Origin of the sequence: Flavobacterium sp. 83, assembly GCF_000744835.1 — a bacterium.
Lineage (GTDB): Bacteria > Bacteroidota > Bacteroidia > Flavobacteriales > Flavobacteriaceae > Flavobacterium.
Map to the genome: position 1 here is coordinate 2241941 of NZ_JQMS01000001.1, position 26538 is coordinate 2268478.

At 31.3% G+C, this 26538-nt stretch carries 25 protein-coding genes; 8 read left to right on the forward strand and 17 right to left on the reverse strand.

Features of this window, described 5'->3' with window-relative positions:
* Nucleotides 1–4: 4 nt before the first annotated feature.
* The 5 genes from T410_RS09895 (at nucleotide 5) to T410_RS09915 (ending at nucleotide 4526) form a co-directional block, all read left to right on the forward strand.
* Entirely contained in the window at nucleotides 5–715 is a 711-nt protein-coding gene (locus T410_RS09895) for an ATP-binding protein (protein ID WP_035671139.1), read from the forward strand.
* Nucleotides 716–736: 21 nt separating this feature from the next.
* Nucleotides 737–1147 (forward strand): response regulator, encoded by a 411-nt coding sequence (locus tag T410_RS09900; RefSeq protein ID WP_035671142.1) that lies wholly within the window; start codon nucleotides 737–739, stop codon nucleotides 1145–1147.
* 21 nt (nucleotides 1148–1168) lie between these two features.
* Nucleotides 1169–1594 carry a response regulator gene (locus T410_RS09905; RefSeq protein WP_035671145.1) on the forward strand — a complete coding sequence of 142 codons (426 nt, stop codon included), beginning with the start codon at nucleotides 1169–1171 and terminating at the stop codon, nucleotides 1592–1594.
* A gap of 5 nt (nucleotides 1595–1599) precedes the next feature.
* On the forward strand, nucleotides 1600–3957 hold the full coding sequence (locus T410_RS09910) for a response regulator (protein ID WP_035671147.1): 2358 nt from the start codon (nucleotides 1600–1602) through the stop codon (nucleotides 3955–3957).
* Nucleotides 3958–4166: 209 nt separating this feature from the next.
* Nucleotides 4167–4526, forward strand: a complete 360-nt coding sequence (locus T410_RS09915; RefSeq protein WP_035671149.1) for a response regulator transcription factor — start codon at nucleotides 4167–4169, stop codon at nucleotides 4524–4526.
* Between the two features lie 91 nt (nucleotides 4527–4617).
* Here T410_RS09915 and T410_RS09920 read toward each other — a convergent pair whose 3' ends face one another.
* The 8 genes from T410_RS09920 to truA form a co-directional block, all read right to left on the reverse strand.
* Entirely contained in the window at nucleotides 4618–5064 is a 447-nt protein-coding gene (locus T410_RS09920; protein ID WP_035671152.1) for an endo-arabinase, read from the reverse strand.
* 126 nt (nucleotides 5065–5190) lie between these two features.
* On the reverse strand, nucleotides 5191–5598 hold the full coding sequence (locus T410_RS09925; protein ID WP_035671154.1) for a DUF2809 domain-containing protein: 408 nt from the start codon (nucleotides 5596–5598) through the stop codon (nucleotides 5191–5193).
* Between the two features lie 165 nt (nucleotides 5599–5763).
* Nucleotides 5764–6342, reverse strand: a complete 579-nt coding sequence (locus T410_RS09930) for a hypothetical protein (RefSeq protein WP_152556950.1) — start codon at nucleotides 6340–6342, stop codon at nucleotides 5764–5766.
* A gap of 449 nt (nucleotides 6343–6791) precedes the next feature.
* The gene (locus T410_RS09935) at nucleotides 6792–7211 is read right to left on the reverse strand and encodes a cupin domain-containing protein (protein ID WP_035671156.1); all 420 of its coding nucleotides are present in this window, start codon (nucleotides 7209–7211) and stop codon (nucleotides 6792–6794) included.
* A 640-nt stretch (nucleotides 7212–7851) separates the two neighbouring features.
* A complete protein-coding gene (locus T410_RS09940; RefSeq protein WP_035671158.1) occupies nucleotides 7852–8340 on the reverse strand; it encodes a hypothetical protein in 489 nt (162 codons plus the stop codon).
* 233 nt (nucleotides 8341–8573) lie between these two features.
* The gene (gene lpdA, locus T410_RS09945) at nucleotides 8574–9962 is read right to left on the reverse strand and encodes a dihydrolipoyl dehydrogenase (protein ID WP_035671160.1); all 1389 of its coding nucleotides are present in this window, start codon (nucleotides 9960–9962) and stop codon (nucleotides 8574–8576) included.
* 413 nt (nucleotides 9963–10375) lie between these two features.
* Nucleotides 10376–12130: an ABC transporter ATP-binding protein gene (locus T410_RS09950; protein ID WP_035671162.1), complete on the reverse strand. Its 1755-nt coding sequence runs from the start codon at nucleotides 12128–12130 to the stop codon at nucleotides 10376–10378.
* Between the two features lie 181 nt (nucleotides 12131–12311).
* Nucleotides 12312–13082 carry a tRNA pseudouridine(38-40) synthase TruA gene (gene truA, locus T410_RS09955; RefSeq protein WP_035671165.1) on the reverse strand — a complete coding sequence of 257 codons (771 nt, stop codon included), beginning with the start codon at nucleotides 13080–13082 and terminating at the stop codon, nucleotides 12312–12314.
* A gap of 282 nt (nucleotides 13083–13364) precedes the next feature.
* On the opposite strand from truA, the gene T410_RS09960 reads away from it, so the two are divergent.
* On the forward strand, nucleotides 13365–13862 hold the full coding sequence (locus T410_RS09960; RefSeq protein WP_035671166.1) for a metallophosphoesterase: 498 nt from the start codon (nucleotides 13365–13367) through the stop codon (nucleotides 13860–13862).
* A gap of 3 nt (nucleotides 13863–13865) precedes the next feature.
* On the opposite strand, the gene T410_RS09965 is transcribed toward T410_RS09960, so the two are convergent.
* The 3 genes from T410_RS09965 to T410_RS09975 all read right to left on the reverse strand — a co-directional run bounded on the left by T410_RS09965 (nucleotide 13866) and on the right by T410_RS09975 (nucleotide 16782).
* The gene (locus T410_RS09965) at nucleotides 13866–15560 is read right to left on the reverse strand and encodes an ATP-binding protein (protein ID WP_035671168.1); all 1695 of its coding nucleotides are present in this window, start codon (nucleotides 15558–15560) and stop codon (nucleotides 13866–13868) included.
* Nucleotides 15561–15571: 11 nt separating this feature from the next.
* Entirely contained in the window at nucleotides 15572–16234 is a 663-nt protein-coding gene (locus tag T410_RS09970) for a response regulator transcription factor (protein ID WP_035671171.1), read from the reverse strand.
* A gap of 134 nt (nucleotides 16235–16368) precedes the next feature.
* A complete protein-coding gene (locus T410_RS09975; protein WP_035671174.1) occupies nucleotides 16369–16782 on the reverse strand; it encodes a DUF4293 domain-containing protein in 414 nt (137 codons plus the stop codon).
* A 181-nt stretch (nucleotides 16783–16963) separates the two neighbouring features.
* Here T410_RS09975 and rho point away from each other — a divergent pair, with 181 nt between their 5' ends.
* A complete protein-coding gene (gene rho / locus T410_RS09980) occupies nucleotides 16964–18751 on the forward strand; it encodes a transcription termination factor Rho (protein ID WP_035671177.1) in 1788 nt (595 codons plus the stop codon).
* A 97-nt stretch (nucleotides 18752–18848) separates the two neighbouring features.
* Here rho and T410_RS09985 read toward each other — a convergent pair whose 3' ends face one another.
* From T410_RS09985 to T410_RS09995, 3 genes are all read right to left on the reverse strand, one after another.
* Nucleotides 18849–20105 carry an RsmB/NOP family class I SAM-dependent RNA methyltransferase gene (locus tag T410_RS09985; RefSeq protein ID WP_035671180.1) on the reverse strand — a complete coding sequence of 419 codons (1257 nt, stop codon included), beginning with the start codon at nucleotides 20103–20105 and terminating at the stop codon, nucleotides 18849–18851.
* Nucleotides 20106–20248: 143 nt separating this feature from the next.
* Nucleotides 20249–22210: a KUP/HAK/KT family potassium transporter gene (locus tag T410_RS09990; protein WP_035671183.1), complete on the reverse strand. Its 1962-nt coding sequence runs from the start codon at nucleotides 22208–22210 to the stop codon at nucleotides 20249–20251.
* Between the two features lie 125 nt (nucleotides 22211–22335).
* A complete protein-coding gene (locus tag T410_RS09995) occupies nucleotides 22336–23757 on the reverse strand; it encodes a hypothetical protein (protein WP_035671185.1) in 1422 nt (473 codons plus the stop codon).
* Nucleotides 23758–23874: 117 nt separating this feature from the next.
* Between T410_RS09995 and T410_RS10000 the strand changes: the two genes are divergently transcribed.
* Entirely contained in the window at nucleotides 23875–24939 is a 1065-nt protein-coding gene (locus tag T410_RS10000; RefSeq protein ID WP_035671188.1) for an oxidoreductase, read from the forward strand.
* A gap of 65 nt (nucleotides 24940–25004) precedes the next feature.
* On the opposite strand, the gene T410_RS10005 is transcribed toward T410_RS10000, so the two are convergent.
* The 3 genes from T410_RS10005 to T410_RS10015 are packed head-to-tail and all read right to left on the reverse strand — an operon-like array spanning nucleotide 25005 to nucleotide 26500.
* Nucleotides 25005–25463 carry a hypothetical protein gene (locus T410_RS10005; RefSeq protein ID WP_035671191.1) on the reverse strand — a complete coding sequence of 153 codons (459 nt, stop codon included), beginning with the start codon at nucleotides 25461–25463 and terminating at the stop codon, nucleotides 25005–25007.
* Nucleotides 25464–25513: 50 nt separating this feature from the next.
* Nucleotides 25514–25924 (reverse strand): hypothetical protein, encoded by a 411-nt coding sequence (locus T410_RS10010; RefSeq protein ID WP_035671194.1) that lies wholly within the window; start codon nucleotides 25922–25924, stop codon nucleotides 25514–25516.
* Nucleotides 25925–25957: 33 nt separating this feature from the next.
* Complete coding sequence (locus tag T410_RS10015) at nucleotides 25958–26500, reverse strand: RNA polymerase sigma factor (protein ID WP_035671197.1); 543 nt, start codon at nucleotides 26498–26500, stop codon at nucleotides 25958–25960.
* Nucleotides 26501–26538: the final 38 nt, after the last annotated feature.

The window sequence follows — 26538 nt, forward strand, 5'->3', positions numbered from 1 at the left end:
AAATATGATTGATTCTGAAAAAAAATATCATGAGGAACTAATTGCCCTTAAAAATGAATTTGAAGAGTTTGTTTATATAGTTTCCCATGATATCAAAACCCCAATGCGAGCAATTTCAAATATAACAACTTGGATAGAAGAAGATTTGGGAACCCATGTTGACAATGGTGTTTTAGATAACTTCAAATTGCTGAAGAATAGAGTGGAACGTCTTGAAAAAATGATGAATGCACTATTGGAACTTTCTAGAGTCAATAGAACTGAAATGGAATTATATGAAGTCAATATTCCTAAATTAGTTGCTGATTGTATTGAAACAATCGATAATAAATTAGAGGTTGAATTCCATTTGTCGTACAATCTCATCAATGAAAACGCTATTCTTCTGGGTAAAAAACTTCAAAAAGTACTATACAATCTGCTGGATAATGCGGTTCGATTTCATGATAAAGAAAAAAAGAATGTATTTGTAGAGATAAGTGAGGAAGAAACGCAATATGTAATAAAAGTTAGTGATGATGGACCAGGAATACCAGAAGATGTAAAAGAAAAAATTTTCTCTATATTTTATACCGTAAATTCGAAAGATGTCGTAGATTCGACAGGTGCAGGATTAGCAATTAGTACTAAAATAATTAAAATGGTTGGAGGAGTTTTAACGTATCAACCGACTATAAATAATGGTTCTCTTTTTAAATTTAATTGGCCCAAATAAGAATAATAATAAATTAAAATTATGACACATAGATTAGTAAATATTTTATTGGTAGAAGACGATGAGGTCGATGTAATGAATGTAAAAAGAGCATTCTCTAAGAACAATATTAAAAATCCGCTTTTTGTAGCAGGTAATGGTGTTGAAGCATTAGAAATGCTTGATAATAAGATTGTTCCTTTGCCAAGAATCATTATTCTGGATATTAATATGCCAAAGATGAATGGAATAGAATTCTTGAAAAATATAAGGGAAAATGAAAAATTGAAAAATATATCAGTTTTCGTTATGACAACTTCAAATGAGGATAGTGATAAAATTAAAGCCTATAATTTGAATGTAGCCGGATATATTTTAAAACCATTGTCTTTCGAAAAATTTGTAGTGTCTGTTTCAACACTTAATAATTTTTGGCAATTATGTGAAATGTAATTTTTTTTGTAAATTTATTTCATGGTGAGTTCAAATATCTTATTAATAGAGAGTTGTAATGACTATTTTGAAAATGTGAGAAATGCATTTTATGAAATTGGAATTAAATCTACCCTGCATCTGGCTAAAAATGACACAGAGGCTTGGTCTATGTTACAAGGAGTTAATAAAATATCACCAATTCCTAAAATCGTGCTAATTGATATTAATGCAGAAGGCATCAACGGGTTACATTTATTGAATAAAATGAGAATCCACCCAGATTTAAAATCGACTTTAGTGTTTGTAATGACAAGAACTGATAATGAATTAAATAAAGCTGCCGCTTTAGATTTAAACATAGCTGGATATATGCATAAACCATTTGAAAGTAAAAATACCACAGATTTTTTTTCAATACTTAATGACTATTGGAATATCATTGAATTTTCAAGTGAAAAAAGATAAATTATATGGCTATTGCTTTAAAAATATTAATAATTGATGATGACAAAGTCGATTCAATTACCATTATTCGTTCCATATCTCATTCTGGTATTATTGCAGATGTAGAAAGTGCTTTTTCCGCCAAAGAAGGTATTGAAAAGATAAAATCATTTCATTATGACTTAATTTTTCTGGACTATATGATGCCTGATAGTGACGGAATTTCTTTTTTAAAAAGTCTAAGAGATATAGGCATTGAAACTCCAGTTATTTTTGTGACTTCTCAAGGAGATGAAAAAATTGCGAGTCAGGCAATTTTAGGGGGTGCTTCAGATTATATTCCCAAAACATTATTAACTCCTGATGGTGTTTCCCAAAGCATCAGAAATGCGCTTAAATTGCATGAAAGTCTCATACAAAGAAAGAAAACAGAATTAGCTTTAAAAATAAATGCGAACAGACTTTTGGAGGCGCAAAAATTGGCAAAAATTGGAAGTTGGGAAATAAATCTAAATGATGGAGAAGTTTTTTTCTCGGAAGAAGTTTTTAACATTTTTGAAATAGATAAAAATACTTCTGCTTCTGTTGATCTTATGAAATCGTGCTTAATGAATGCAGATGATATTGAGCTTTTTGAAAACAACCTTAGCTATGTAAAAGAAAATAATTCGGAAGTTCAGTTCAGCCATAGTTTATTGGGTAAAAAAGGAACGATTAAATACATTAATGAGTTTATAAAATGTTTGAATGATGAACACAATGAGCCATTCAAAATTTTAGGAACCATACAAGATATTAGTGATCAAAAACGGATTGAGAAAGAATTGATAAAGGCTAAAGATATAGCAGAACAATCCGTTAGAGTTAAAGAACAATTTCTGACTAATATGAGTCATGAGATTCGTACACCAATGAATGGAATCATTGGATTTACAAGAATTCTGGAAAGTACAACTCTAGATTACAATCAAAAACAGAGTGTGGAAGCGATTCAAAGAGCCAGCAATAATTTATTGACAATTATAAATGACATTCTTGATTTTTCTAAAATTGATGCTGATAAAATGACATTTGAAGATGTTAATTTTTCCTTGACAAAAACAATTAACGCTGTAATTGAACTGCTTTCTCCAATTTCAAATGAGAAGCGAATAAAATTATTATGCGAAATTGACCCTCAAATCAATGATTTTTTAATTGGTGATTCAACCAAATTATCTCAAATATTAATTAATTTAGTTGGAAATGCTTTAAAATTTACTGAAAAAGGGTATGTTGAGTTAATAGTTTCACAGGAAAAAGAATCGGAATCAAATTGTTTTTTACGATTTACAGTTGTAGATACAGGTATTGGTATTCCAAAAGATAAGATAGATTCTATATTCGATAGTTTCAATCAGGCTTCAAATGAAACAACTAGAAAATTTGGAGGTACCGGTTTGGGGCTGACAATTACTCGTAAGCTTATTGAATTGCAAGGAGGGATAATAAGTGTGGCAAGTGAAGTTGCCAGAGGAAGTGAGTTTTCATTTTTATTGGAATATAAAAAGGCTCTGAAAGGAATTATTGAACCAATTGACACAAAAAAAGAACCGTTATCGTCTAATTTTCTGAAAGATATTAAAATACTCTTAGTAGAAGATAATGAGTTAAACCAACTTCTGGCCATTAAAATATTCGAAAAATGGGAAAAAGAAATTGATATTGCCGATAATGGAAAAATAGCCATTGATAAAATTGAACTAAATAATTATGATATTATTTTGATGGATATTCAAATGCCAGAAATGGATGGGATTGAACTTACTAAATATATAAGAACGAACATGGGATCTAAATCAGATATCCCAATAATAGCACTAACAGCTCATGCAACATTAGGAGAAGAAAAACGAAGTTTAGATAATGGAATGAATGATTATTTATCTAAACCTTTTGATTTTAATGTGTTGCTTGAAAAATTACATAAAAATTTAATGAATAACGACAATAATAAATGTTTTGATTTACCAGAATTAGAACTTCCTTCTGAAAAATTAATTAACTTTAATTACTTAAACGAATTTGCTGACGGTGATACCGTCTTTATTCAAAAAATGGTTTCCTTATTTCTGCATAATGCACCGGAAGCTTTAGAAACAATACTAATATCAAATGATATTGATGATATTAAAATTTTAAAAGCTGAAATTCATAAATTGAAATCTTCTATTAGTTTGTTAGGAATAAAAAAAGCATCAAAATGTATTGAAATTATTGAAAATGAAATTGAAATAAATCCTTTGGGACAAAAGCGCAAAGAAGAAGTTGAGAATTTTTATCACATTTGCCAACTTGTTTTTAATGAATTAGAAACAATACATGGTTTTTCCAAAATAGAGTAATTAATTAAAAACTGAATTGGGTTTAAAAACGTATATAGTATTACATATAGTATTTTTAATAAATGAAGTAATTTCATAATAAATATATGATGTATTAATACTACAAAGCGTTTAAAAAAGGTTATTTTTGAGAAAAGCTTATGCGCTTTTTACAACTATAAAATGTTGGTTTTCAAAAATATGTTGCAACCCTAATAAATTATTGAAATATGAAAATATTAATAGCCGAAGATGATGAAATGATGTTAAAAACAATGGAGTTTAAGTTACTGCGCGAAGGATATGAAGTTATCGCATGCTTAAACGGTAATGATGCATTAGATAAAATAGTTTTAGAAAATCCTGATTTGATTCTTTCAGATATAGAAATGCCTTTTGCCTCAGGTTTAGATATTGTGAATAAAGTAAAAGTGGAGTTAAAATTAAATATTCCAATAATTATATTATCATCAGTAGGTTTAGAAAAAACGGTGCTTAAGGCTTTTGAACTTGGTGCAGATGATTTTATTACAAAACCATTTAGTCCTAATGAATTGATAGTCAGAATTAAAAGACTTTTATTGAAATGAAAACTCCTTTTTGTTTGACAAAAAGGAGTTTTTTATAATTTATCATTGTAGTTTAAAACCTCTGCATGAGAGAGTTGTAAATAAAATTATTTTATTTTGGATTATAAATATGAATAGATTGTCCTACTAATTTCCATTCTCCTTTTATTTTCTCTAACATCCTGATTTCATAAGAAAAAGTTTTTTTTCCATCACTCGAAGTAGATTCTTCATCATGGCTTACCCAAGCAGTATTCCCATTGATGCTTATTTTGTAGTTTGTATTTAAGGAATAACCACCTTTGCCCATTGAATTTGGATTTGTATTGATCATAGCCGTTGGAGGTACATCTATAGTGGTTCCGTCTGCAGTGGAAACTAAAATTCTGCTGTAGGGCTGAATATACCAACATTCTGAATGCCTCTTACTATCAGCTGCTCTCCATGTTGCAGATTCTTTTTCAAGTAATTTTTTTATTAATTCAGACTCATCAATTTTTTGACTGTAACCTAATATACTAATACTTATTATTAAGAAAAATGATAGTTTCCATTTCATGTGAATCGTGTTTTTTTGAAGTTTTAAAAAAAAATATTGCTAAAGATACTGTTTTTCTAAATTCAAATAAATTTATTAATTCGTTGTCAATTTGTTCGGATTAACAATTTTGTTTTTGTCTAATAACTATTTGTTTAATATGTTGTTAGCTACTGGTTTTGTTTCGCTTTTAAGCCAATATTTTTCGATAATAATTACAATAGCTATTCCAATAATATAGGTTAGTAAATCAATCCAAGAGAATGAAGTTCCAATAATGGTTTTAGCAATTTTTGATTTTTCTAAATGTAGTATTTCAACAATATGTAAAAATTGAAGAAATTCTATAGTGAAAGAAAAAAGCAATACAAAAAGCGCAACTGTTAAAACGGGTAATTTCAAAAAAGATTTTGAAAAGCAATAGATTAAAATAACAACCAAAACATCGCCGAGATAAGGTCTGACAAAACTGTCATGGACAAAAAGGGCAATCAAGACTTCAATAAAAAAAATCAGTATTGCGAAGCAGAAGTAATTTTTATTAAATGTTAGCATAATATTGATTTAGATTGAGCCTAACGTCGCAGTAGTTTTACTCTAGTTTTAGAAACTAAATTACCATTTATTTTTCGGTTGTCACTAAACTTTTAAAGGTGAAATTATTTTCAAATTAAGCCAATTGCCAAAATCAATTGTAGCAAGTTTTGCCAATAGTAAAATTTATTTATCAAATTTTGACTTTTTAAAAGCATTTAATAATAATTGTCCTTTCTCTTCATTTTCATAAGTAATTTGAACATTCAGAATTTTATCTTTAATGATTGTACTATAAGAGATTAGGTTGACAATCATTTTATTTGGATAAGTAATTTTCATATTACAAGTTTCAAATTTAATTTTATCTATCATTTCTGAAGATATTGAAAACTCTATTTCTGCTGTCGGCATTTGTTTTTTTAAAGCATCATTCATTAATTCATAAACGCTCTTAAAAGTTTCTGAATAGTTTTTTTTTGAATCAGTAGGTTGATAATTGGCAATAAAACGATTATATTTTTCGTTTTTAAGTGAATATATTTTGATTGATTTATTTACAATTTTTTGTCCCGTTGAGTTTTCAAACATTTTTTTTCCTGAATCTTTAAATTGTTCAGATTCTACTATATTAACATTTTCAAAAATAGTTGGAATTGATATTTTCCACTTAAACATTTCATTGTAAAGTTCATTTGTCTGACAATATGAATTTTGTACAAAAAGTGTAAATATTATAATTATTAATATGTAAGTCTTTTTCATTTCCATTTTATTTTTTTTGCATTTATTAACGCCAACTTGTATATAAGTTTGACGATGTCCGACTTATCATCCCTAAATTTGGTCGCTTTGTTTTATAAGCACCAGTATTCAGTTATTCTCAAATATATTAAAATTTTCTTATATATTATTAAAAGAACTATTTGTCTGTTGGATGCTTTGTGAATTTACATGGTGACAATTTTAGTTGTCGTCACAGTAGATTTGCATGAAGGATGGCAGTGGAAATCCTCCCGATTTTTCTTCGGGAGATTGAAGCGTACAGCCTGAACTTGTTGCATATAAAGACAATGTTTTTTTTGCAATAGTTCTGCAACAAGGACATGCCCATAAAAAATCCGTCTTATGAAAACGAGACGGATTTTAGTGTTTTTAAATCGTATTCAAAAAATAGAATCAAATGAATTATTTAGCCAAATGAGTTGGACTTGTTATTTTTTCTTGGTGGGAGCCATCATTGGATTCGTCTTTTTTTGCATCATTGGTTTAATTTCGGTCACAATTAATTTGATTGTGGTGGTTCCAACGTTTTTGCCCATGTGGGTTACTGCAGGCATATACGTGGCGCTACCTGCGTTGATTTCCATTGTAGTTGCTGTTTTTCCTTTTTCAGTTATTTCTATTTTTCCGCTGGTTAAAGCATAGATAGTATGGTTAGGATGACTGTGCCATGCAGCTACCGCTCCTGGCTTGAACTCAACCTCCATTACTCTGACCTTGTCGTTTTCAAGTAGTATTTTTTTATACACATTTGGAGATGCTTTCATGGGATTTTGTGCATACAAACTAGCTCCTTGTAGTAGGAATAATCCATAGAGTAGTATCACTGAAATCATTTTGATTGTTTTCATCTTTTTAAAATTTAAAATTCTAATTATTTTAATTTTTTTTCTACTTGTTTGGCCTTTTGTTTTGCCAGTATTTAAGTAGTTGCTGTTTTTTGTGTTTTATTTTTGTTGTGCGTCGGCATGTACAAGAATCGTATAGCTGGATGATAGGTGTTCTTGTTTGTCCGTAGTAGCTTGTAGTTTTTTAAACCAACATTTAATTGGTTTAGAGTCACGATGAGTTTTGGCGGTCTAATTCGTTTAATTTTTGAATATGGAGACGTTTTAAGTGTCTCGTTTTTAAAGGCTACTAATTTACAAAAAAAAACATCTCAATAGTGAATTAAGGTGTCTTTTTGTGGTGTCAATGTATTGGTTTGTAGTGTTTTGTGTGTTTTTTTTTGTATAGAATACAATGAGTAGTAAATTCATTATAAACCTGTTTTTTATTCTTCTTTAAAATAATAAAAAACAGGTTTATTAGTATTATCAATGGCAACAATTTGTTTAAAAACAGTTCCTTATTTATGATCCTGATTTTGTGTCAGGTTTTAATGAATAGATGCTGAATAAATACTGTTTTGTTGTGCGTATTATTTTAATTGTATGAAGTGTTATTTTGCAACTGTTTTGTTTTACGTTATCACAGTAGATAACCAAGATTTTAATTTTTACTAACTATAGAAAAATCTGTTTGCCCATTACCATAAATAACATCACTTAATTTTACATCACCTTTTGATTGATCAATGATTTCCCAATTGTTTATTGTTTCCACAAAATGTATTGGATATGTAAAACTAATGTCAAATTTTATTTCGGATAAATTATCAATATAGCCCGTTGTGTCAGTTAGCGACCAAGTTCCATTAAAAGTAGTTGTACCGTCAGTGGCTGTTAATTTGTTTTTAGCTCCAAAACTAAAATTAAACCTATTGAAATTAATCGCTTCATTGCTATCAGAATCGCAATAAAGATCTATTTTCAAAGTTCCGCCAGTAACAACAATAGTGACATTATTTTGTTTGTCTATTGGAGTTACACCATTTAATCGATTGTCGGTTTTCAAATCATCTGAACTTGGAGTGCAAGCAGGAGTAATTAAAATAATTATCAATACCGGCTTTAAACTGAATTGTCGTAGTGTTTTCATAGTAAATAAATTAAATTATTAAATTTTTAACATATTTCTATTAAAAAATCTATATATTAAATCAAATTTACGAATTTATATTAATTTATTTGTTAAAAAATTAATATATTTTAATGATATTCTTATTTTTTATTTGTTTAAAAAACATAAAAAAAATCCGATTTGCTTACACAAATCGGATTTTATATAATAATGTAAATACGTATTGTAATGCGTATTTACGTGTTGTTTATTTACAAATGGATTACTTCGCCATACGCATCAGCAACAGCTTCCATAACAGCTTCGCTCATTGTTGGGTGTGGGTGAATTGATTTTAAGATTTCATGTCCTGTGGTTTCTAGTTTACGAGCTACAACTGCTTCAGCAATCATATCTGTAACTCCAGCTCCAATCATGTGACATCCTAACCATTCGCCATATTTAGCATCAAAAATTACTTTTACAAAACCATCCGGTGTTCCGGCAGCTTTTGCTTTTCCTGAAGCTGAGAATGGAAATTTACCAATTTTCAATTCGTATCCTTTTTCTTTCGCTTGTTTTTCGGTCAAACCTACTGAAGCAATTTCAGGAGTTGCGTAGGTACAGCCTGGTACGTTTCCGTAATCGATAGGTTCTACGTGAAGTCCTGCGATTTTCTCTACACAGTTGATTCCTTCAGCAGAAGCTACGTGCGCTAATGCTTGTCCTGGTGTAACATCACCAATAGCGTAATATCCAGGAATATTAGTTTGATTGTATGCATTTACTAGGATTTTATCTCTGTCAGTAGCAATACCAACTTCTTCTAACCCTATGTTTTCAATGTTAGTTTTGATTCCAACTGCAGAAAGCAAGATGTCTGCTTCCAGCACTTCTTCTCCTTTTGCTGTTTTTACAAATGCTTTAACTCCAGCTCCGGATGTATCAATTCGTTCTACTGATGAGTTCGTCATGATTTTGATTCCTGCTTTTTTCAAAGAACGCTCCATTTGTTTTGAAATGTCTTCGTCTTCAACGGGAACTATATTTGGCATAAATTCTACAATGGTAACATCAGTTCCCATAGAATTGTAGAAATGTGCAAATTCTACTCCAATTGCTCCGGAACCTACAATAATCATCGATTTTGGTTGTGTTGGTAAAGTCATTGCTTGACGGTAACCAATTACTTTTACACCATCTTGTGGTAAGTTTGGTAACTCACGAGAACGTGCTCCAGTTGCAACAATGATATGGTCAGCACTGTATTCAGTAACTTTATTGTCCTTGTCTGTAACGTCAACTTTTTTTCCTGGTTTTAGTTTTCCAAAACCATCAATCACATCAATTTTATTTTTTTTCATCAAGAATTGAACTCCTTTGCTCATTCCGTCAGCAACACTACGACTGCGTTGTACAACAGCAGGGAAGTCTTTGTCAAATGATGAAACAGTCAATCCGTAATCAGAAGCGTGTTTTAGATAATCAAAAACCTGAGCTGATTTCAGTAACGCTTTTGTTGGGATACAACCCCAGTTCAAGCATACTCCGCCTAAGTTTTCTTTTTCAATCACGGCTACTTTAAAGCCTAATTGTGATGCTCTAATGGCTGTAACATAACCGCCTGGGCCACTTCCTAAAACTATAATATCGTATTTCATTTCAAAGTTTTTTATTTGTTTTTTATTGGTGAAATGCAGTCGCTAACGCTCGTGTCATTTTGTTTTTTATATTTAAATTTTTGTAAAAATGAATTCGTAAAAACTCATTTCATTTTTTAAGTATTTATATTTTTAGTTATTAAAATGGAATTTGCAAAAAGCTCATTTCATTTTAGGTCCGTTTTTTATTAAATTAATTGTGAGGCGAATTTAAGGATTTATTCTGTTTTGAGAAAATTTCAATGTAATAAAGTAATAAACTAACAAAATTTCAAAAAAACATCTTTATTTTAAAAAGGCTTGCAGTATTGTCAATACAGGAATCCTTTTTTAGCTAGGTATTCACAAATTTTTAATTGAATTTAAAAACGAAGCGGCTTTGTGTCTAAAGGGAAAAAATATTAGCGTTAAAACTAATTAGCTACCGAAAATTGAGAATCATACAGGTTTTTGTAATACCCATTTTCAAGGTTGATTAATTCCTGATGTGTTCCTTGCTCTACAATTAATCCTTTATCCATTACTACAATTTTATCAGCATTGACAATAGTTGCGAGTCTATGAGCAATGACAATTGAAGTTCGGCCTTTAGTAATTGTTTCAGTGGCACGTTGAATCAATTCTTCGGAATAGGTATCAATTGATGAAGTAGCTTCATCCAAAATTAAAATACTTGGATTACTCACATACGCTCTCAAAAAAGCAATCAACTGCCGCTGTCCTGACGAAAGCATAACACCACGTTCTTTTACATCAAAATCATAATTATCAGGCAAACTCATAATAAAATCATGAACGCCAATTTTTTTGGCCGCAGCCAAAACTTGTTCTCTGCTGATAACTGGATTATTCAAGGTGATGTTATTGAAAATTGTATCGGCAAAAAGGAAAACATCCTGCAAAACTACCGCGATTTGCGTACGCAATGAACTTAAAGTATAATGTTCAATGTTGTGATTGTCAATAAAAATGGAACCGTTGTTGATTTCATAAAAACGGTTTAACAAGTTGATTATTGTTGATTTACCTGCTCCTGTAGAACCCACGATAGCAATAGTTTGACCTGCATTTACTTCAAGATTTATTCCTTTGATAACGTATTCTTCAGGTATATAACCAAAACGAACATTTTCAAATTTTATATCTCCCTTGAAAATCGGCGCTTCAATTGTTCCAGTATCTTGTATTTGGTCTTGAGTGTCCAAAATATCAAAAACACGATTGGCAGCAATCATTCCTAATTGCATTTCGTTGAATTTATCCGCAATTTGGCGCAATGGATTGAATAGCATTCCTATGAACATCGTATAAGAAAACAAATCTCCAAAAGTGGTGAAATGATCCCCATTTAATATTTTAATTCCACCATACAACACTATGAATCCTAACGTCAATGAGGAAATAATATCGGCAATAGGGAAGAAGATAGAGTTATAAAGAATGGTTTTTATCCAAGCTCTGTTGTGCTTGTCATTGATGCTTTTAAATTTTTCAAATTCAATATCTTCTCTGTTAAAAAGTTGAACAATTTTCATTCCCGTCACACGTTCTTGAACAAAGGAGTTCATGTTGGCAATTTGCGTACGCACTTCTTCAAATGCGACTTGCATTTTCTTTTGGAAAATTCGGGTGAAGAAAACCAGAATTGGCATAGCCACAATTACAATCCAAGTCAGTGTCCAGTTCATGTAGAACATAAAAAGAAGTACAACAAGCATTTTCATTAGGTCACTGATGATCATAAATAATCCCTGACTGAAAATTCGGGCAATTGCCTCAATATCTGATACGGAACGTGTTACGAGTTGCCCCACAGGTACCAAATCAAAATACTTCATTCTAAAACTCAACAAATGTTTGAATAGTTTTGTTCGAATGTCTTTCACGATATCCTGACCAAGCCAGTTTGCCCAATATACAAAGTAAAACTGCGAAAATACTTCCATCAACAGCACCATTCCCATCAGGATCACATACATTAATAATCCTTGTTGGTCGTGGGTTTTTATGTAACCATCAACGGTTTGCTTTAATAAGTAAGGACGCAAAGCCGCAAATACTGAAAGCGATATGGCAAAAATAATCACGCCATTGAAACGGAATTGGTACGGTTTGGTATATTGTAATATTCGTTTGAATAATCGGGTATCAAATGCTTTAGCTTTCATATTTTTTAATTTATCCTAATTGTTTTCAGGAGCTATTTACTTTGTCAGTTCACTTTGTTCGTGTCCTGCTATTCGTTTCAATCTTTTATGTTTTAAAGAAAAAACATAAAAGGATTTTCATTGCAAATATTTACATTCACTGAACTCCTATAAAAATAAAAAGTTAGTGAGGTAATCTGGGCTATTGCGTAATGTAATCGTATTCTATTTTGGTTAAATATAAACCATGCGCCGGAACCGAAAAACCAGCTTTATCTCGGTTTTTACTTTCTATGATGGCAATAAAATCATCTAGTGTAATCTTGTGTAATCCTATATTCACTAATGTTCCCACAATTGCGCGAACCATGTTGCGTAAAAAACGATTTGCCGAAATGGTAAAAATAAGGCTGCCATTTTCTTGTTTGTCTGCGCCCTGTTCGGCTGTGCCTCGAGTCCAATACGCTTCAAAAATTGTGCAGTCAAATGTATTCACATCGGTATTTACTTTAGAGAAACATTGAAAATCAGTAAAATTAAACAATAATTTGGCCGCTTCGTTCATTAAATCTACATCTAATTTTTGATGGAAATACCAACTTTGCTCTTGCGAAAAAACATCTTTAAACGTGTTGATATGGTATTCATATGTTCTTTTAGTCGCGTCAAAACGGGTGTGCGCTTCGTCGTGAACGGGAATAATAGTATAAACAACAATGTCTTTGGGCAAGTAGGAGTTGAGTTTGTGAACTAAATTTGGAATATCAAATGGTTTTTCAAAATCAAAATGGGCGAACATTTCCTTGGCGTGAACACCAGTATCTGTGCGTCCGGCTCCCATAAGATTAATTTCGGTATTCAATAATACTGAAAATGCTTTGTTCATTGTTTCTTGAACTGATGCCGCATTAGGTTGGTATTGCCAGCCATGATAAAGGGTTCCGTTGTATGCTAATTTTATGAAGTACCTCAAGGTTAGATTTCAGATTTCAGATTTCAGATTTCAGATTGTTCTGAACGAAATCGAGTTTTACACAAATAAAGTAGCAAAGATACTTATTAATTTTTGTGTCACGAAGTTGCTATGGCGCAAAAAAAATGTTAAGTTTTAAATGGATTTTTTATTTGGAATTCGAATGTTTAATTTTACCACAAAATCCTAGCCCTGATTGAAACGAAAATCCTTTTTATTCGCCTTTTTGGCGGATAAAAAGATTGAAGAGAAAAGCAGGAAATAGCTCCTAATAAACCTGTTTTGAAAAAAATATTACTCCTTTCGGATACGCACAGTCATATTGATGATACTATTTTGAAATACGTCGCTCAGTCGGATGAAGTTTGGCATGCAGGCGATATTGGGGATTTAGCTGTAACCGATGCGATAAAAAAACTAAAGCCGTTGCGTGGTGTTTATGGCAATATTGATGATGCTAAAGCCAGATTAGAATTCCCCTTGCACAACCGTTTTATGTGTGAGGCTGTGGATGTTTGGATTACGCATATTGGCGGTTATCCTGGGAAATACAATCCCAATATTAAAGCGGAGATAGTGTCGAATCCTCCAAAATTGTTTATTTGCGGGCATTCTCATATTCTAAAAGTAATGTTTGATAAAAAGCACAATCTCTTGCATATGAATCCTGGAGCAGCTGGAAAAAGCGGTTTTCATCAGGTGCGTACCATGTTGCGTTTTGTGATTGAAGGGGATAAAATAAAGGATTTGGAAATTATAGAAATAGAGAAAAAGGGGTGATTTTTATTTAATTGCAATAGGTACGACGAAATAGATTGAAGTTCCGGTATGTTGTTTTGAATCAATCGAAATGCCTCCCTTTAAATTGTTTATTCTCGCTTGTATCTGATTCAGGCCAAAACCCTCAAGGATATGAAAATGAATATGGTCAAAACCTCTTCCGTTGTCATAAACATGGATTTGAAGTTGATTATTATTTTCCTGAATAGTAACTTTAGCAGAATTTGCATTACTATGCTTTATTATATTATTTAAAAGTTCACTGACGATAAAATAAATTTTCATTTCAAATTCTTCATTATAACGTGTTTTTGTAGATACGGAACTTGAATATTTAAATTCTATTACAGAATTTGAATTTTTTTCACATAAATCTTCAAGTGCATAAAATAAACCAAATCGCGCTAAAAGTGAGGGCATCAGTTCATGTGATAAATCGCGAACTTTATCATGAGCTTCAGCAAGAATAGCTTTTGTTTTTAGTATTTCTTGGGGCGGGTAGAGGTTTTGTGAAGTGAAAACATTTAAATGTAATCCTGCTGAAGATAGTAAAGCACTAATATTATCATGCAAAAAAGAGGCGATTTTTTTTCTTTCTAATTCCTGTGCGTTGATGGATGCGTTGATTATGTTTTCTTGAATTTTACTTTGTAAGTCTTTCAGTTTGTTGTTTTGTTTTAATCTTGTATTTTGAAATAAAAAATAAAAAAGAATGATGATTAGAAGTAATAATGAAATGACGATAATGCTAATTTTTCTATTTTTATTTTGTGTCTCTATTAGTAAATTTTGTTTGGTTTTGTATTTGGTTTCTATGTTGTCAATTTCTCTTTTGTAGCGATCTATTTCAAGGTTAATTCCCGTAATATTTACTTTTTTTAGCTTTTCTTCATAATTAAGTTCAGCTGTAATCGAGTTGTAAAGAGCCAGGTTTTCATATGCTTTTTTGAACTCTTTATTTTTTAATAAAAACTTGGAATATTCCAGATGTGAAAAAGATAAATCTGATTTTTCATTTAAATTTGTTCCATATTTTATAGCATTTAGAAAAAATAAGTTGGCTTTTTTAGGTTCGTTTTTATAGCTGTAATACATGCCGTTAAGCATGTTTAGCGCAACTATTGTTGATTCATCACCATATTTTTGGTGGTGTTTGTTTATGTATTCTAAATAGGGGTAACCTTTGTCAAATTGACCAATGTCAAAATAAGCCCAAGTAATGTTGAGTTTCGTAAAAACAATTTGTTCAAAATCATTTATTTTTTGACTGTATTCTAATGATTTTTTGTAGCAAATAATTCCTTTTTCATATTGCTTTTTGTCAAAGCAATAAATGTTCCCAAGATTGTTATAGAGCCAGTTTTTTAATTCGTCATTATTGGTTCTTTTGGCATAAAATAAGCCTTTTTTGTAGTAAAAAAAGGCTTTGTCGGATTCTGTTAATTCATCAAAATTTGCTGCTATGGTGTTGTAAATAGTAGCGATGAGATTATCATCCTTAATAGCTATGGCATAACGTAAAGCAAATCTTGATTTAACAAGAGATTTTTCGAAATTGCCGGATTTCATGTATTTGTTAGCTTCTTTTGCTAATAATGTGATTTCTTTTTTGGAAGGTGTTTTTTCTTGGCCAAAAAGAGAAGCGTTAAAAACTAATAATAATAGAAGGAATACAATGTTAATTCTAATTTTAGGCATAAAAAGAGCTTTTATTGCTTAATCAAATTGTTTTTAAGCGCATACTTTACTAAGCTAATAGTGTTTTTTGCATCTAATTTTTTCATTATATTCTTGCGGTGCGTTTCAACGGTATTGACACTGATAAAAAGTTGTTCGCTAATTTCTTTACCGCTATATTCTAAAGAAATCAAAATGATAATTTCTAATTCGCGTTCAGTTAAAATGGAGTTTTTTATTGGTTCTGATTTATTCAGTTTTGGATTGTTTTTTGTAAATGAATTAAAGATTTTTTCTCTAACATATTGGCAGAAATATTCTTCCCCTGCAGAAACAGCTTCAATGGCCTCTACAATATTTTCGCCGGCACATTGTTTAGTTAAGTAGCCACTAGCGCCAAGTTTCATGATTTCTTTAATCAGTTTCAGGTCGTCATAACTGGAAAGAATAATAACCTTGCAGGGAAAACCTTTTTCAGCAAACTCTTTAATGACTTCAAAACCGTCTTTTTCAGGCATACTGATGTCCAAAATAAGAATATCCGTTTTATTATTTGTAACGTCATCATAAATAGTGGCTCCGCTTAATGAATAACCAACCACTTCGTAATCAGGAATGGTTTGCAGTAAAGTACTGATTCCATCGATAAGGATTTGATGATCGTCTGCTAAATGGATTCTAACTTTTGTTTTCATAATGAAATTACTACGTTTCAAATTTATAAAAATATAATGAATTATTTAATAAGATTTTTAGTCTTTATAAGCACAAAAAAACCCGAACTGTTACATCCGGGTCTTCTTCGCACTAATAAATTAAGTTTATAGGTTTACCTCAATCTATCCACAGATTTTACAAGATCTTCATCCTTTTTGATGGCCTTATTAGCCAAGACTAATAATACGATAGCAACTACCGGAAGAAACATCCCAATACCTTTCTCTGAAACAGCCAGTGTTTCTCCAGATAAGTTTAGTGAACGATATACAAACAATCCTAATAAAATTAAATTTAATATTATATTCAATCTGCCAATAACAAATTGATTTTGTCTTTTTTTATACGACACAATACTCACTAAGCTAAGTGTTGTGCTTAAACCAAATAAAATTACATAAACTTGATCTTGCATGAATAAAAAATCAGTACCATTATTCATAGACCATAAAGGAATAAAAAATGGTAAAATTCCTGTTACTACAAAAGTAAGAAATAAATAAATGGTTTGAATTCTTTGTATCATGGTTTGAATTTGTTCCACAAAAATATATTTTCTTTTTTATAAATGCTATTGTATGATAAAATTTTATTCGTATTATTGCATCACAATACCGTAAGCACTTCATACTGCGGTTGATTCAAAATAAAAAAGTTTACCACCTATCTTTACAATTTTCCAAAATAATTAAACTCATAGAACATTCATGTTTGATATTTCTGCATTAAAAGAAATGAAGCTATCTGAGCTTCAAGAAATAGCTAAATCAGCTAAAACCATAAAGTTTAACGGTGTAAAAAAAGATACTTTAATTAGTCAAATTTTAGAGCATCAAGTAGCTACTAACGTTGATTCAGCTTTAGATTCTAAAAAGGAAAGTAATGTTGAAGACGATAAACCCAAAAGAGCCAGAATCGTTCCTGTAAAAAAAGTAGCAATACAAAAAGTAGTAAAAAATACTCTTTTTGAAAAAGAAGAAACTGCAAAAGAAATAAGTACTCCAGTTGAAGAAAATATTCCTTCAGTTGAACCAACACCAAAACAAGAGGAGGTTAGCCCAATTGTAGAGCAACCAGTAGATGGAGAGAAAAAAGTTGGTAAAATTATTAAATTTAATAAATCAGCTTACGAAAAGAAAATTGCTTTAAAAAAAGATAAGGAAGAAATAAAAGAAGCAACCAAAGAGAATGTAGAAGCTACAGATGTAGCTACTGAAGATAAAACGGAAGTTCCAGCCGCACCGGTAAAAAAGATAAATCCAAATCAATTACATAAGCAGAATCCAAATCAAAACTCAAATCAAAACCCAAATCAAAACGGGAATCAAAATCCAAATTTTAAAAATAAGAAAAGTAATTTTGCTGCTTCTGATTTTGAATTTGATGGAATTATAGAAAGTGAAGGTGTTTTAGAAATGATGCCTGATGGGTATGGTTTCTTGCGTTCTTCAGATTATAATTATTTGGCTTCACCAGATGATATTTATTTATCTACTTCTCAAATCAGATTGTTCGGTCTTAAAACTGGAGATACTGTAAAAGGGGTGGTCCGTCCACCAAAAGAAGGAGAGAAATTTTTCCCATTAGTACGCGTTTTAAAAATAAACGGGCACGATCCTCAAGTGGTTCGTGATAGAGTTTCATTCGAACATTTAACGCCTGTTTTCCCTTCAGAGAAATTTAAATTGGCGGAGAAGCAAAGTACGATTTCAACACGAATTATCGATTTGTTTTCACCAATAGGAAAAGGCCAACGTGGAATGATTGTGGCGCAACCTAAAACGGGTAAAACCATGTTGCTTAAGGAAATTGCCAATGCAATTGCTGCGAACCATCCTGAAGTGTATTTAATTGTTTTGTTGATTGATGAACGCCCCGAAGAGGTTACAGATATGCAACGCAGTGTGCGTGGGGAAGTAATTGCTTCTACGTTTGACAGAGAACCACAAGAGCACGTGAAAATTGCGAATATTGTACTTGAAAAAGCAAAACGATTGGTGGAATGTGGTCATGATGTTGTGATTTTATTAGATTCTATTACGCGTTTGGCGAGAGCTTACAATACAGTTCAGCCAGCTTCAGGTAAAGTATTAAGTGGAGGTGTAGATGCAAATGCATTGCAAAAACCAAAACGTTTCTTTGGAGCTGCCCGTAATGTAGAAAACGGAGGTTCATTGAGTATTATCGCTACTGCATTGACTGAAACTGGTTCAAAAATGGACGAAGTTATTTTCGAAGAATTTAAAGGTACTGGTAATATGGAATTGCAATTGGATAGAAAAATTGCAAACAAACGTATTTTCCCGGCTATCGATTTGACTTCTTCAAGTACAAGACGAGACGATATGTTATTGGATCAAAAAACATTGCAAAGAATGTGGATTATGAGAAAATACCTTTCGGATATGAACCCAGTAGAAGCGATGGATTTTATTAATGATCGTTTCAAGAAAACGAAGAATAATGAGGAGTTTTTAATCTCAATGAATGATTAAGAATAGTAAAATTAAATAAAGATATAGATAATACGCATAAAAAAAGTCCTCGAATTTCGAGGACTTTTTTGTGAATTTTGAAGTCTAAATCTATATTCTATTCTATTTCTTTCTGTACTCTTTTTTCTTTCTGTTCTGAGTTCTCTTTACGCTCTAACAACGCCATGTAGAATCCGTCAAAACCAGATTCGGAAGCCAATATTTTTTGGTCTTTTATGAAGTTGAATTGTTTTCCAATGTCAGTTGTTAAAAAGCGTTTTACCTGTTCTTGGTTTTCTGAAGGTAATATAGAACAAGTGGCGTATACTAATTTCCCCCCCGGTTTTACAATTTTAGAATAGCTTTCTAAAACTTCCGATTGTACTTTGCGGATGTTATCAATAAATTCCGGTTTTAATTTCCATTTAGCATCCGGATTTCTTTTCAGTACTCCTAAACCACTACACGGTGCGTCAATTAAAACACGGTCTGCTTTTTCGTGTAGTTTTTTGATGATTTTTGTAGAATCAATGATGCGGTATTCAATATTAAAAGCACCGTCTCTTTTGGCTCTGATTTTTAATTGCTTCAATTTGCTTTCATACAAATCCATAGCGATTAATTGTCCTTTATTTTCCATCAAAGAAGCAATATGCAATGTTTTTCCTCCTGCACCAGCGCATGTATCAACAACACGCATTCCAGGTTTTACATCAAGGAACGCTGCTACTAATTGTGAATTGGCATCTTGTACTTCAAAGAAACCTTGTTTGAAAGCATCAGTCAAGAAAACATTGGCTCTTTCTTTTAGCACTAAAGCATCAGGTTGATTTTTCAATGTTTCTGTTTCGATGTTTAAATCCATCAAAATAGCACGTAGTGCTTCTCTAGTTGTCTTAAGTGTGTTTACTCTTAGGATTACCTTAGCAGGTTGGTTTTGAGCCGTTATTTCAGTTGCCCAAACTTTCTCTCCTAATTCTTTAACTCCTAATTCATCCATCCAGTCCGGAATAGATTCTTTCAAAGCTCTTACTTTGGATAGTTCGTCAAAACGTCCTTTAATTTTTCTTTCAGGAGTTCCTTCCAGCTGACGCCAGTCAGGAATAGGGTAGCCTCTTAAAACTGCCCATACCGAAAACATTCTCCAAAGATTGTCTCTGTCGAAAGGTTCTTTTACTTCGGCTATTTCTGCATATAATCTTTTCCAACGAACAATTTCGTAGATGGTTTCTGCAACAAATTTTCTGTCAGAGCTTCCCCAACGTTTGTCTTTTTTTAAGGATCTTGCTACCACTTTATCAGCATATTCGCCTTCATTAAATATGGCGTTCAAAGCATCGATGGTAGTATAAACTAAATTTCTGTGTAATCTCATTTTAAATAATTGAGGTGCAAAGGTACTATTAATTGATTGAATGTTATATTTTTAATAATGAATGTTGTTTTAAAATTTTTTGACATAAAAAAACACTGTTTTCAAAACAGTGTTTTTTATAAATTATTTAGGTTTTAAAATCATTATTTAACTCTGGTTAAACCAATATTCTCAGGAGGATGAAGTACCATTGGGAATTTTTCTATTTTAACAGAGCTGCTGTCTAGACCGAATGCTCTTTCTTCGGATAAACTTAGTTTTTTAATAAAGAAATAAGAATTCATTACTAATTTCTCATGCCATCTTAAATCACTATCATTTGAAAGGAATTTTTCAGATAATACAAATTTGAAATCACCAATAATGTTGTTTTTGTTCAAAGATTCGTAGCGACTGGTTATGTCCATCTCTCCTTTTTGTACCATGTCTTTAATTACTTCTTTAAACATCAAGTTTATTTTAGTAGGCTCTCTAAAACCTAAATTGAAATCAACACGATACAAATCATCTTTAACAATTTCGGTTACTTTATACTCTGTTTTGTATGGTTCAGTTAGTATATTCACGTGCACAAACCAATAAATATCAGCTCTTTTAGGTCTTTTTTGTAAAATGGAATACATTACTTTTTCTTCTATTTCATCAGTTCTGCTGGCATTAGTCATATAAACTAAATGCGTTGCATATTTTGGTATCGATAAATCCGCGCTTAGTTCAACAAGTACTTTTTTGTAATCTTCAATCTTAACAATTTTGGTGTAGCTCTTGTTAATTTTCTTAGCTAAATACCAAATAGTCATTACAGTAATTAAAAGTGTCGCTATAAAAAGTGTTACATAACCACCTTCGGCAAATTTTGTAATATTGGCTGCTAGAAAACTAAATTCGATTATTAGATAAATGGTAATTAATGGCATGATGAAATACAATTTTACTCTTTTCATTATCAAATAAAAATTTAGTAAAATGGTTGTCATTATCATACATAATATAATTGCCAGTCCATAGGCATGCTCCATATTACCAGACTCTTCGAAGTGCAATACAATACCTACACAACCAAAGAATAATAACCAGTTTATTGACGGAATGTACAATTGTCCTTTTAATTCAGTAGGATATTTTATTTTTACTTTTGGCCAAAAGTTCAATCGCATCGCTTCATTTATTAATGTAAATGAGCCGCTGATTAATGCTTGTGATGCAATTACAGCTGCAAGTGTAGCGATTATAATTCCTATAGGTTGAAACCAATCCGGCATGATAAGATAGAATGGATTTCCATTTTTTCCACCTAAACTTTGTAATGTTTCTCCTTCGTGATGGATTAAATAAGCTGCTTGTCCAAAATAATTAAGAACTAAAGCTGTTTTTACAAAAATCCAGCTAATTCTAATATTTTTTCGACCGCAATGTCCCATATCTGAATATAATGCTTCAGCGCCCGTTGTACAAAGAAATACAAAACCTAATACAAAAAAACCTTCAGGGTGAATATATAGTAAGTGATAAGCGTAGTATGGGTTCACTGCCTTGAAAACTTCAGTGTGTTGTGCGATTTGTATAGAGCCCAAAATAGCAAGCATTCCAAACCAAATAAGCATCATTGGAGCAAAAAATTTACCGACTAATTTTGTCCCGAATTGTTGGATTGCAAACAGCACAAAGAGAATACCTATTACAATTGGTATTGTGTTTATTTGAGGGTAATAGGTTCTAATTCCTTCAACAGCAGATGATACGGATATGGGGGGGGTTATGATTCCATCAGCGAGTAATGCACTTCCTCCTATAATAGCGGGGACAATTAGCCATTTAATTTTTGTTTTCTTGACTAAGGCATATAATGCAAAAATCCCACCTTCTCCATGATTATCAGCACTTAACGTAATGATTACATACTTAATGGTAGTTTGCAATGTAAGTGTCCAAAACACAGCTGAAATACCACCTAAAACGATATCTGCATTAATAATATGATTGCCAAGTATGGCTTTCATTACATATAATGGTGAAGTTCCAATATCACCGTAAATTATTCCTAATGAAACTAATAACCCACCTAATGTTAATTTAGTATGCAGGTCTTTGTGCGATGCGCTCATGTAATATTTTTAAAAAACTTGTCAAATTTACTCTTTTTAAATAAATTAGAGCTCTTTATTTAATAAAATGACAAAATAAAGCACAGTTGTTACAACTGTGCTTTTTAAATTTAATTGAATGAATTTTAAGACCTTCTATTTTCATTTCTTGATGAAGAATTTCCTCTTTGTTGTTCCATTCTTTGTGGAGCTGCTTCTCTTGAAGAATTACCTCTTTGTTGTTCCATTCTTTGTGGAGCTGCTTGTGTAGAAGAATTTCCTCTGTTTTGAGAATAATCTCTTTGTTGTTGTGCTCTTTGTGGAGCGGCATCATTTGAAGGATTGGCTCTGTTTTGAGAATAATCTCTTTGTTGTTGTGCTCTTTGTGGAGCGGCATCATTTGAAGGATTGGCTCTGTTTTGTGAATAATCTCTTTGTTGTTGGTTTCTTTGTGGAGCGGCATCATTTGAAGGATTGGCTCTGTTTTGTGAATAATCTCGTTGTTGTTGGTTTCTTTGTGGAGCGGCATCATTTGAAGGATTGGCTCTGTTTTGTGAATAATCTCTTTGTTGTTGGGCTCTTTGTGGAGCGGCATCATTTGAAGGATTGGCTCTGTTTTGAGAATAATCTCTTTGTTGTTGGGCTCTTTGTGTACCTATTTCTCTTGAAGGATTAGTTCTGTTTTGAGAATAATCTCTTTCTTGTTGAGTTCTTTGTGTACCTGCTTCTCTTGAAGAATTAGTCCTGTTTTGAGAATAATCTCTTGATGAACCTATTCTGTTTTGAGAATAACGGTTATCATTTCTTAAACCAACATTTCTTGATCCTCTTCTTTGATCTAATTCATAACGATTTGTTACTTGTGAATTTCTTCTTGAAAAAGCATAATTTGGATGTTGTCTTTCATATCCATTGGAACGTCTGGAACTATATAATTCAATTGCAATACTGCTTCTTCTATTGTTAACATAATTGTAATTGTTATTTACATTCAAGCAAACGTTGATGTTGTTTCTATATCTGAATACTGGGAAAGGATTCCAAGTATAATAATAAGAAGGATAATATCCCCAATTCCATGTTGAATAATAAGGACGGTAGTTAGAAGCCCAAAAAGAAGCATAGATAAGCGGTGTGTTGTAATACACTGGCTCATAAATGTAATTTTGACCATACATATATACATCTCCTACAACTTGTACATGAACATTGTTGTATCTGTCTTTCTCAACATCGATTGTAGCTACATCTTGGTATACATCTTGATCGATAACTGCTTGTATGATAATGACGTGGGTTCTGTTTTCTACGGATTCGATTACTCGTAAATAATCAACTTCATCATCGTTATTCAAATCTAAATTTGATATTTGAAGTTTTGGATCATTCAACCGTCTTTCAAAATCTTGAAGATCTCTTGAATCTCCAAAAATGGATGCGACAGCTCGTAAATCTAAGTTGTCACTAATTTCAGTATTCATTGCATTTACTGTAGTTCTATCCTGCGCATATATTTGTGTGGCGAAAACAGAAGTCAATAGACTTAAAAGGAGTAGTTTAGTTTTCATGATTAATGTTATTAAGTTTAATATTTTTTGATTATCCAATTACTGTGCCAATAAATAAAGAGGCTAGTTTGTATTTATATTTTTAATTGTAAATTAGCCTTGAAAATTTATATATAAATGAGAAATTTTTTTTTAATTTCGATGAGTTTTGTTTTGTTTGTATCTTGTAAAACAGTAGGTTATATTGAGGTTGCTGAAAGTAATATGGATTTTAAAGCCGTTAAAATCGATACGTTAATTCAAGATAAAATAAGTATTAGGGCTATTTTAATTGATACAAATAAAATTTGGTATGCTGCAGATAATTCCAGATTTGGTTTTTATGATTTGGCTCAAAATAAAAAAAAAGAAAGCATTATTAGTAATGATAATCTAAAGTTGGAATTCAGAAGTATTGCTCAAACTTCGGAGGCTGTTTTTATTCTAAACGTTTCCAATCCTGCATTACTATATAAAATTGCTAAAGACAGCTCAGAAGTGCGATTAGTGTATCAAGAAAATAACAAAAAAGTTTTTTATGATAGTATGCAATTTTGGAACGATAAAGAAGGAATAGCTATCGGAGATCCTATAAAGGATTCTTTTTCAATAATAATTACTCGTGACGGCGGAAATTCATGGAATAAAATTGCATCAGCTAAGTTGCCTAAAATAGTAGATGGGGAAGCGGCTTTTGCAGCAAGCAATACTAATATTGTTATTAAAGAAAATAAAACTTGGATTGTTTCGGGTGGAAAAAAAGCCAGAGTTTTTTATTCATCTGATAAAGGAAATAATTGGAAAGTATATGACACGCCAATAGTTCAAGGAAAAACCATGACTGGAATTTTTACGGCTGATTTTTACGATTCGAAAATTGGATTTATTGCTGGAGGAAATTATGAATTGCCAAACCAGAATTTTGGAAATAAAGCAGCTACAACTGATGGTGGTAAAACATGGAAACTGCAAGACGAAAACAAAGGTTTTGGATATACTTCTTGCGTGCAATATGTGCCAAATAGCAATGGAAAAGGATTAGTTTCAGTAGGTGCATCCGGTTTGTGTTACTCATCAGATGGTGGTAAATCCTGGAGACAATTAGCGGTAGATAGCAGTCTTTTTACAATTCGTTTTTTAGACAATCATACTGCAATAGCTGCTGGAAAAAATAAAATTGTTCGCATAAATTTCAAAAAATAAAACACCCTATTTAATAGTATGAACCATTATATAAGGTGTGATTATTGAATTAATAAAACTTTATTTTATTTTCTCGGGCCTTTGTCACGGTATTGTTGCAATAGTTTTCTATTGAAATCTTCTTCGGATTTTCTTAGTTTTATGATTTTAATCGCTGGAATAATCCCTTTAAGATTAGCGGTAAATTTTTTTCGTAAAAAAAATAGTTCTTCATCGTTACTTTCCATTTGAGTTAGAAAAGCACTAGCTTCTTTTTCGGTCATTTTATCAAGACCGCCATTATCCATCCTATTCATTAAAGTTTTCATTTTTTGATGTCTCAATTCAAATTGTTTGTCATCAAAAGTGTTATAGATTGGCCAAAATTTTTCGGCTTCACTTGTGGTTAAATCTAATTCGGTGGTTAAGAAAGCTACTTTCAATGCTTTGATTTGCTCCTTTTTTTCTTTCATTCTTTCGCCTTGAGCGTAAAAAGTAAAGGATAATAGTAAAAAGAGTACAGGTAAAAATTTTTTAATGTTCATTTTTTTTTAATTTTTTATTCAATTTTAATAGAAAGAATTCAGGTGTATATTTATTCTAATATAAGATGCTCTAAATTAGAGTTTGTAGCTAATATATCTTCTACAGTCTTGTCTTCTATAATTACGGTCGTTTTCATTTTATTGATATCTTCAGGTTGTAATTCACTGATCAAATCATATTGCGTCATATTAGATTGTTCGGTCAGATAATTTTCTAAAGTGGCTGAATCTAATTCTTTGGTTTTAGTAGAATACGTATTTAAAATTGGAATCATCAAGGCTAAGACTAAAATGGCTGCAATCATCATTAGAGTCTTTCTTTTTTGAAAAATAGAAATTACTTTTGGTTCCTCTTTTGGCAATTGTTGTAAAACTTTTGCTGAAAAATTTTCAAAATAATGGTCTGGAGTTTTAAATCCAGATTCAATTTTTGGGTCGTTTTCTAAATTAAATGCTTTCATAATATTTATTAGACTTAATTAAATTCAAAAGGTTTAATTTGTTGTTACAAATGCTTCAATTTTTTTGACTGCGTGATGATATGATGCTTTTAAAGCGCCTACAGATGTTCCTAAAATTTCTGAGATTTCTTCATATTTTAATTCTTGAAAATATTTCATTTTGAAAACTAATTGTTGCTTTTCAGGTAAAAAAGCTATGGCTTTTTGCAGTTTTATTTGAATTTCATTTCCATCAAAGAAAACATCAGCTTTTAGATTATCTATAGTTTTGTTTTGTAATGTTTCAGAAGAAATTCCGTTTGTTTTTGCTTTTTGATTCAAAAAAGTTAGCGCTTCATTAGTTGCAATACGATACATCCAAGAAAAAAGTTTGCTTTCGCCTTTAAAGTTTTTCAAATGTTGAAATACCTTTATGAAGGTGTTTTGCAAAACATCATCAGCATCATCATGACTTAATACAATAGTACGAATATGATTGTACAACGGTTTTTGATAATCTTGCAAGAGTTGTTGAAACGCTTCGTTTTGCGTTTTTGGGTTCAATAGTTTTTGAATGAATTCCTTTTCCTCTTGCAAAGCTATTATTTATCAGTTAGAATGGAATTTATCAAATA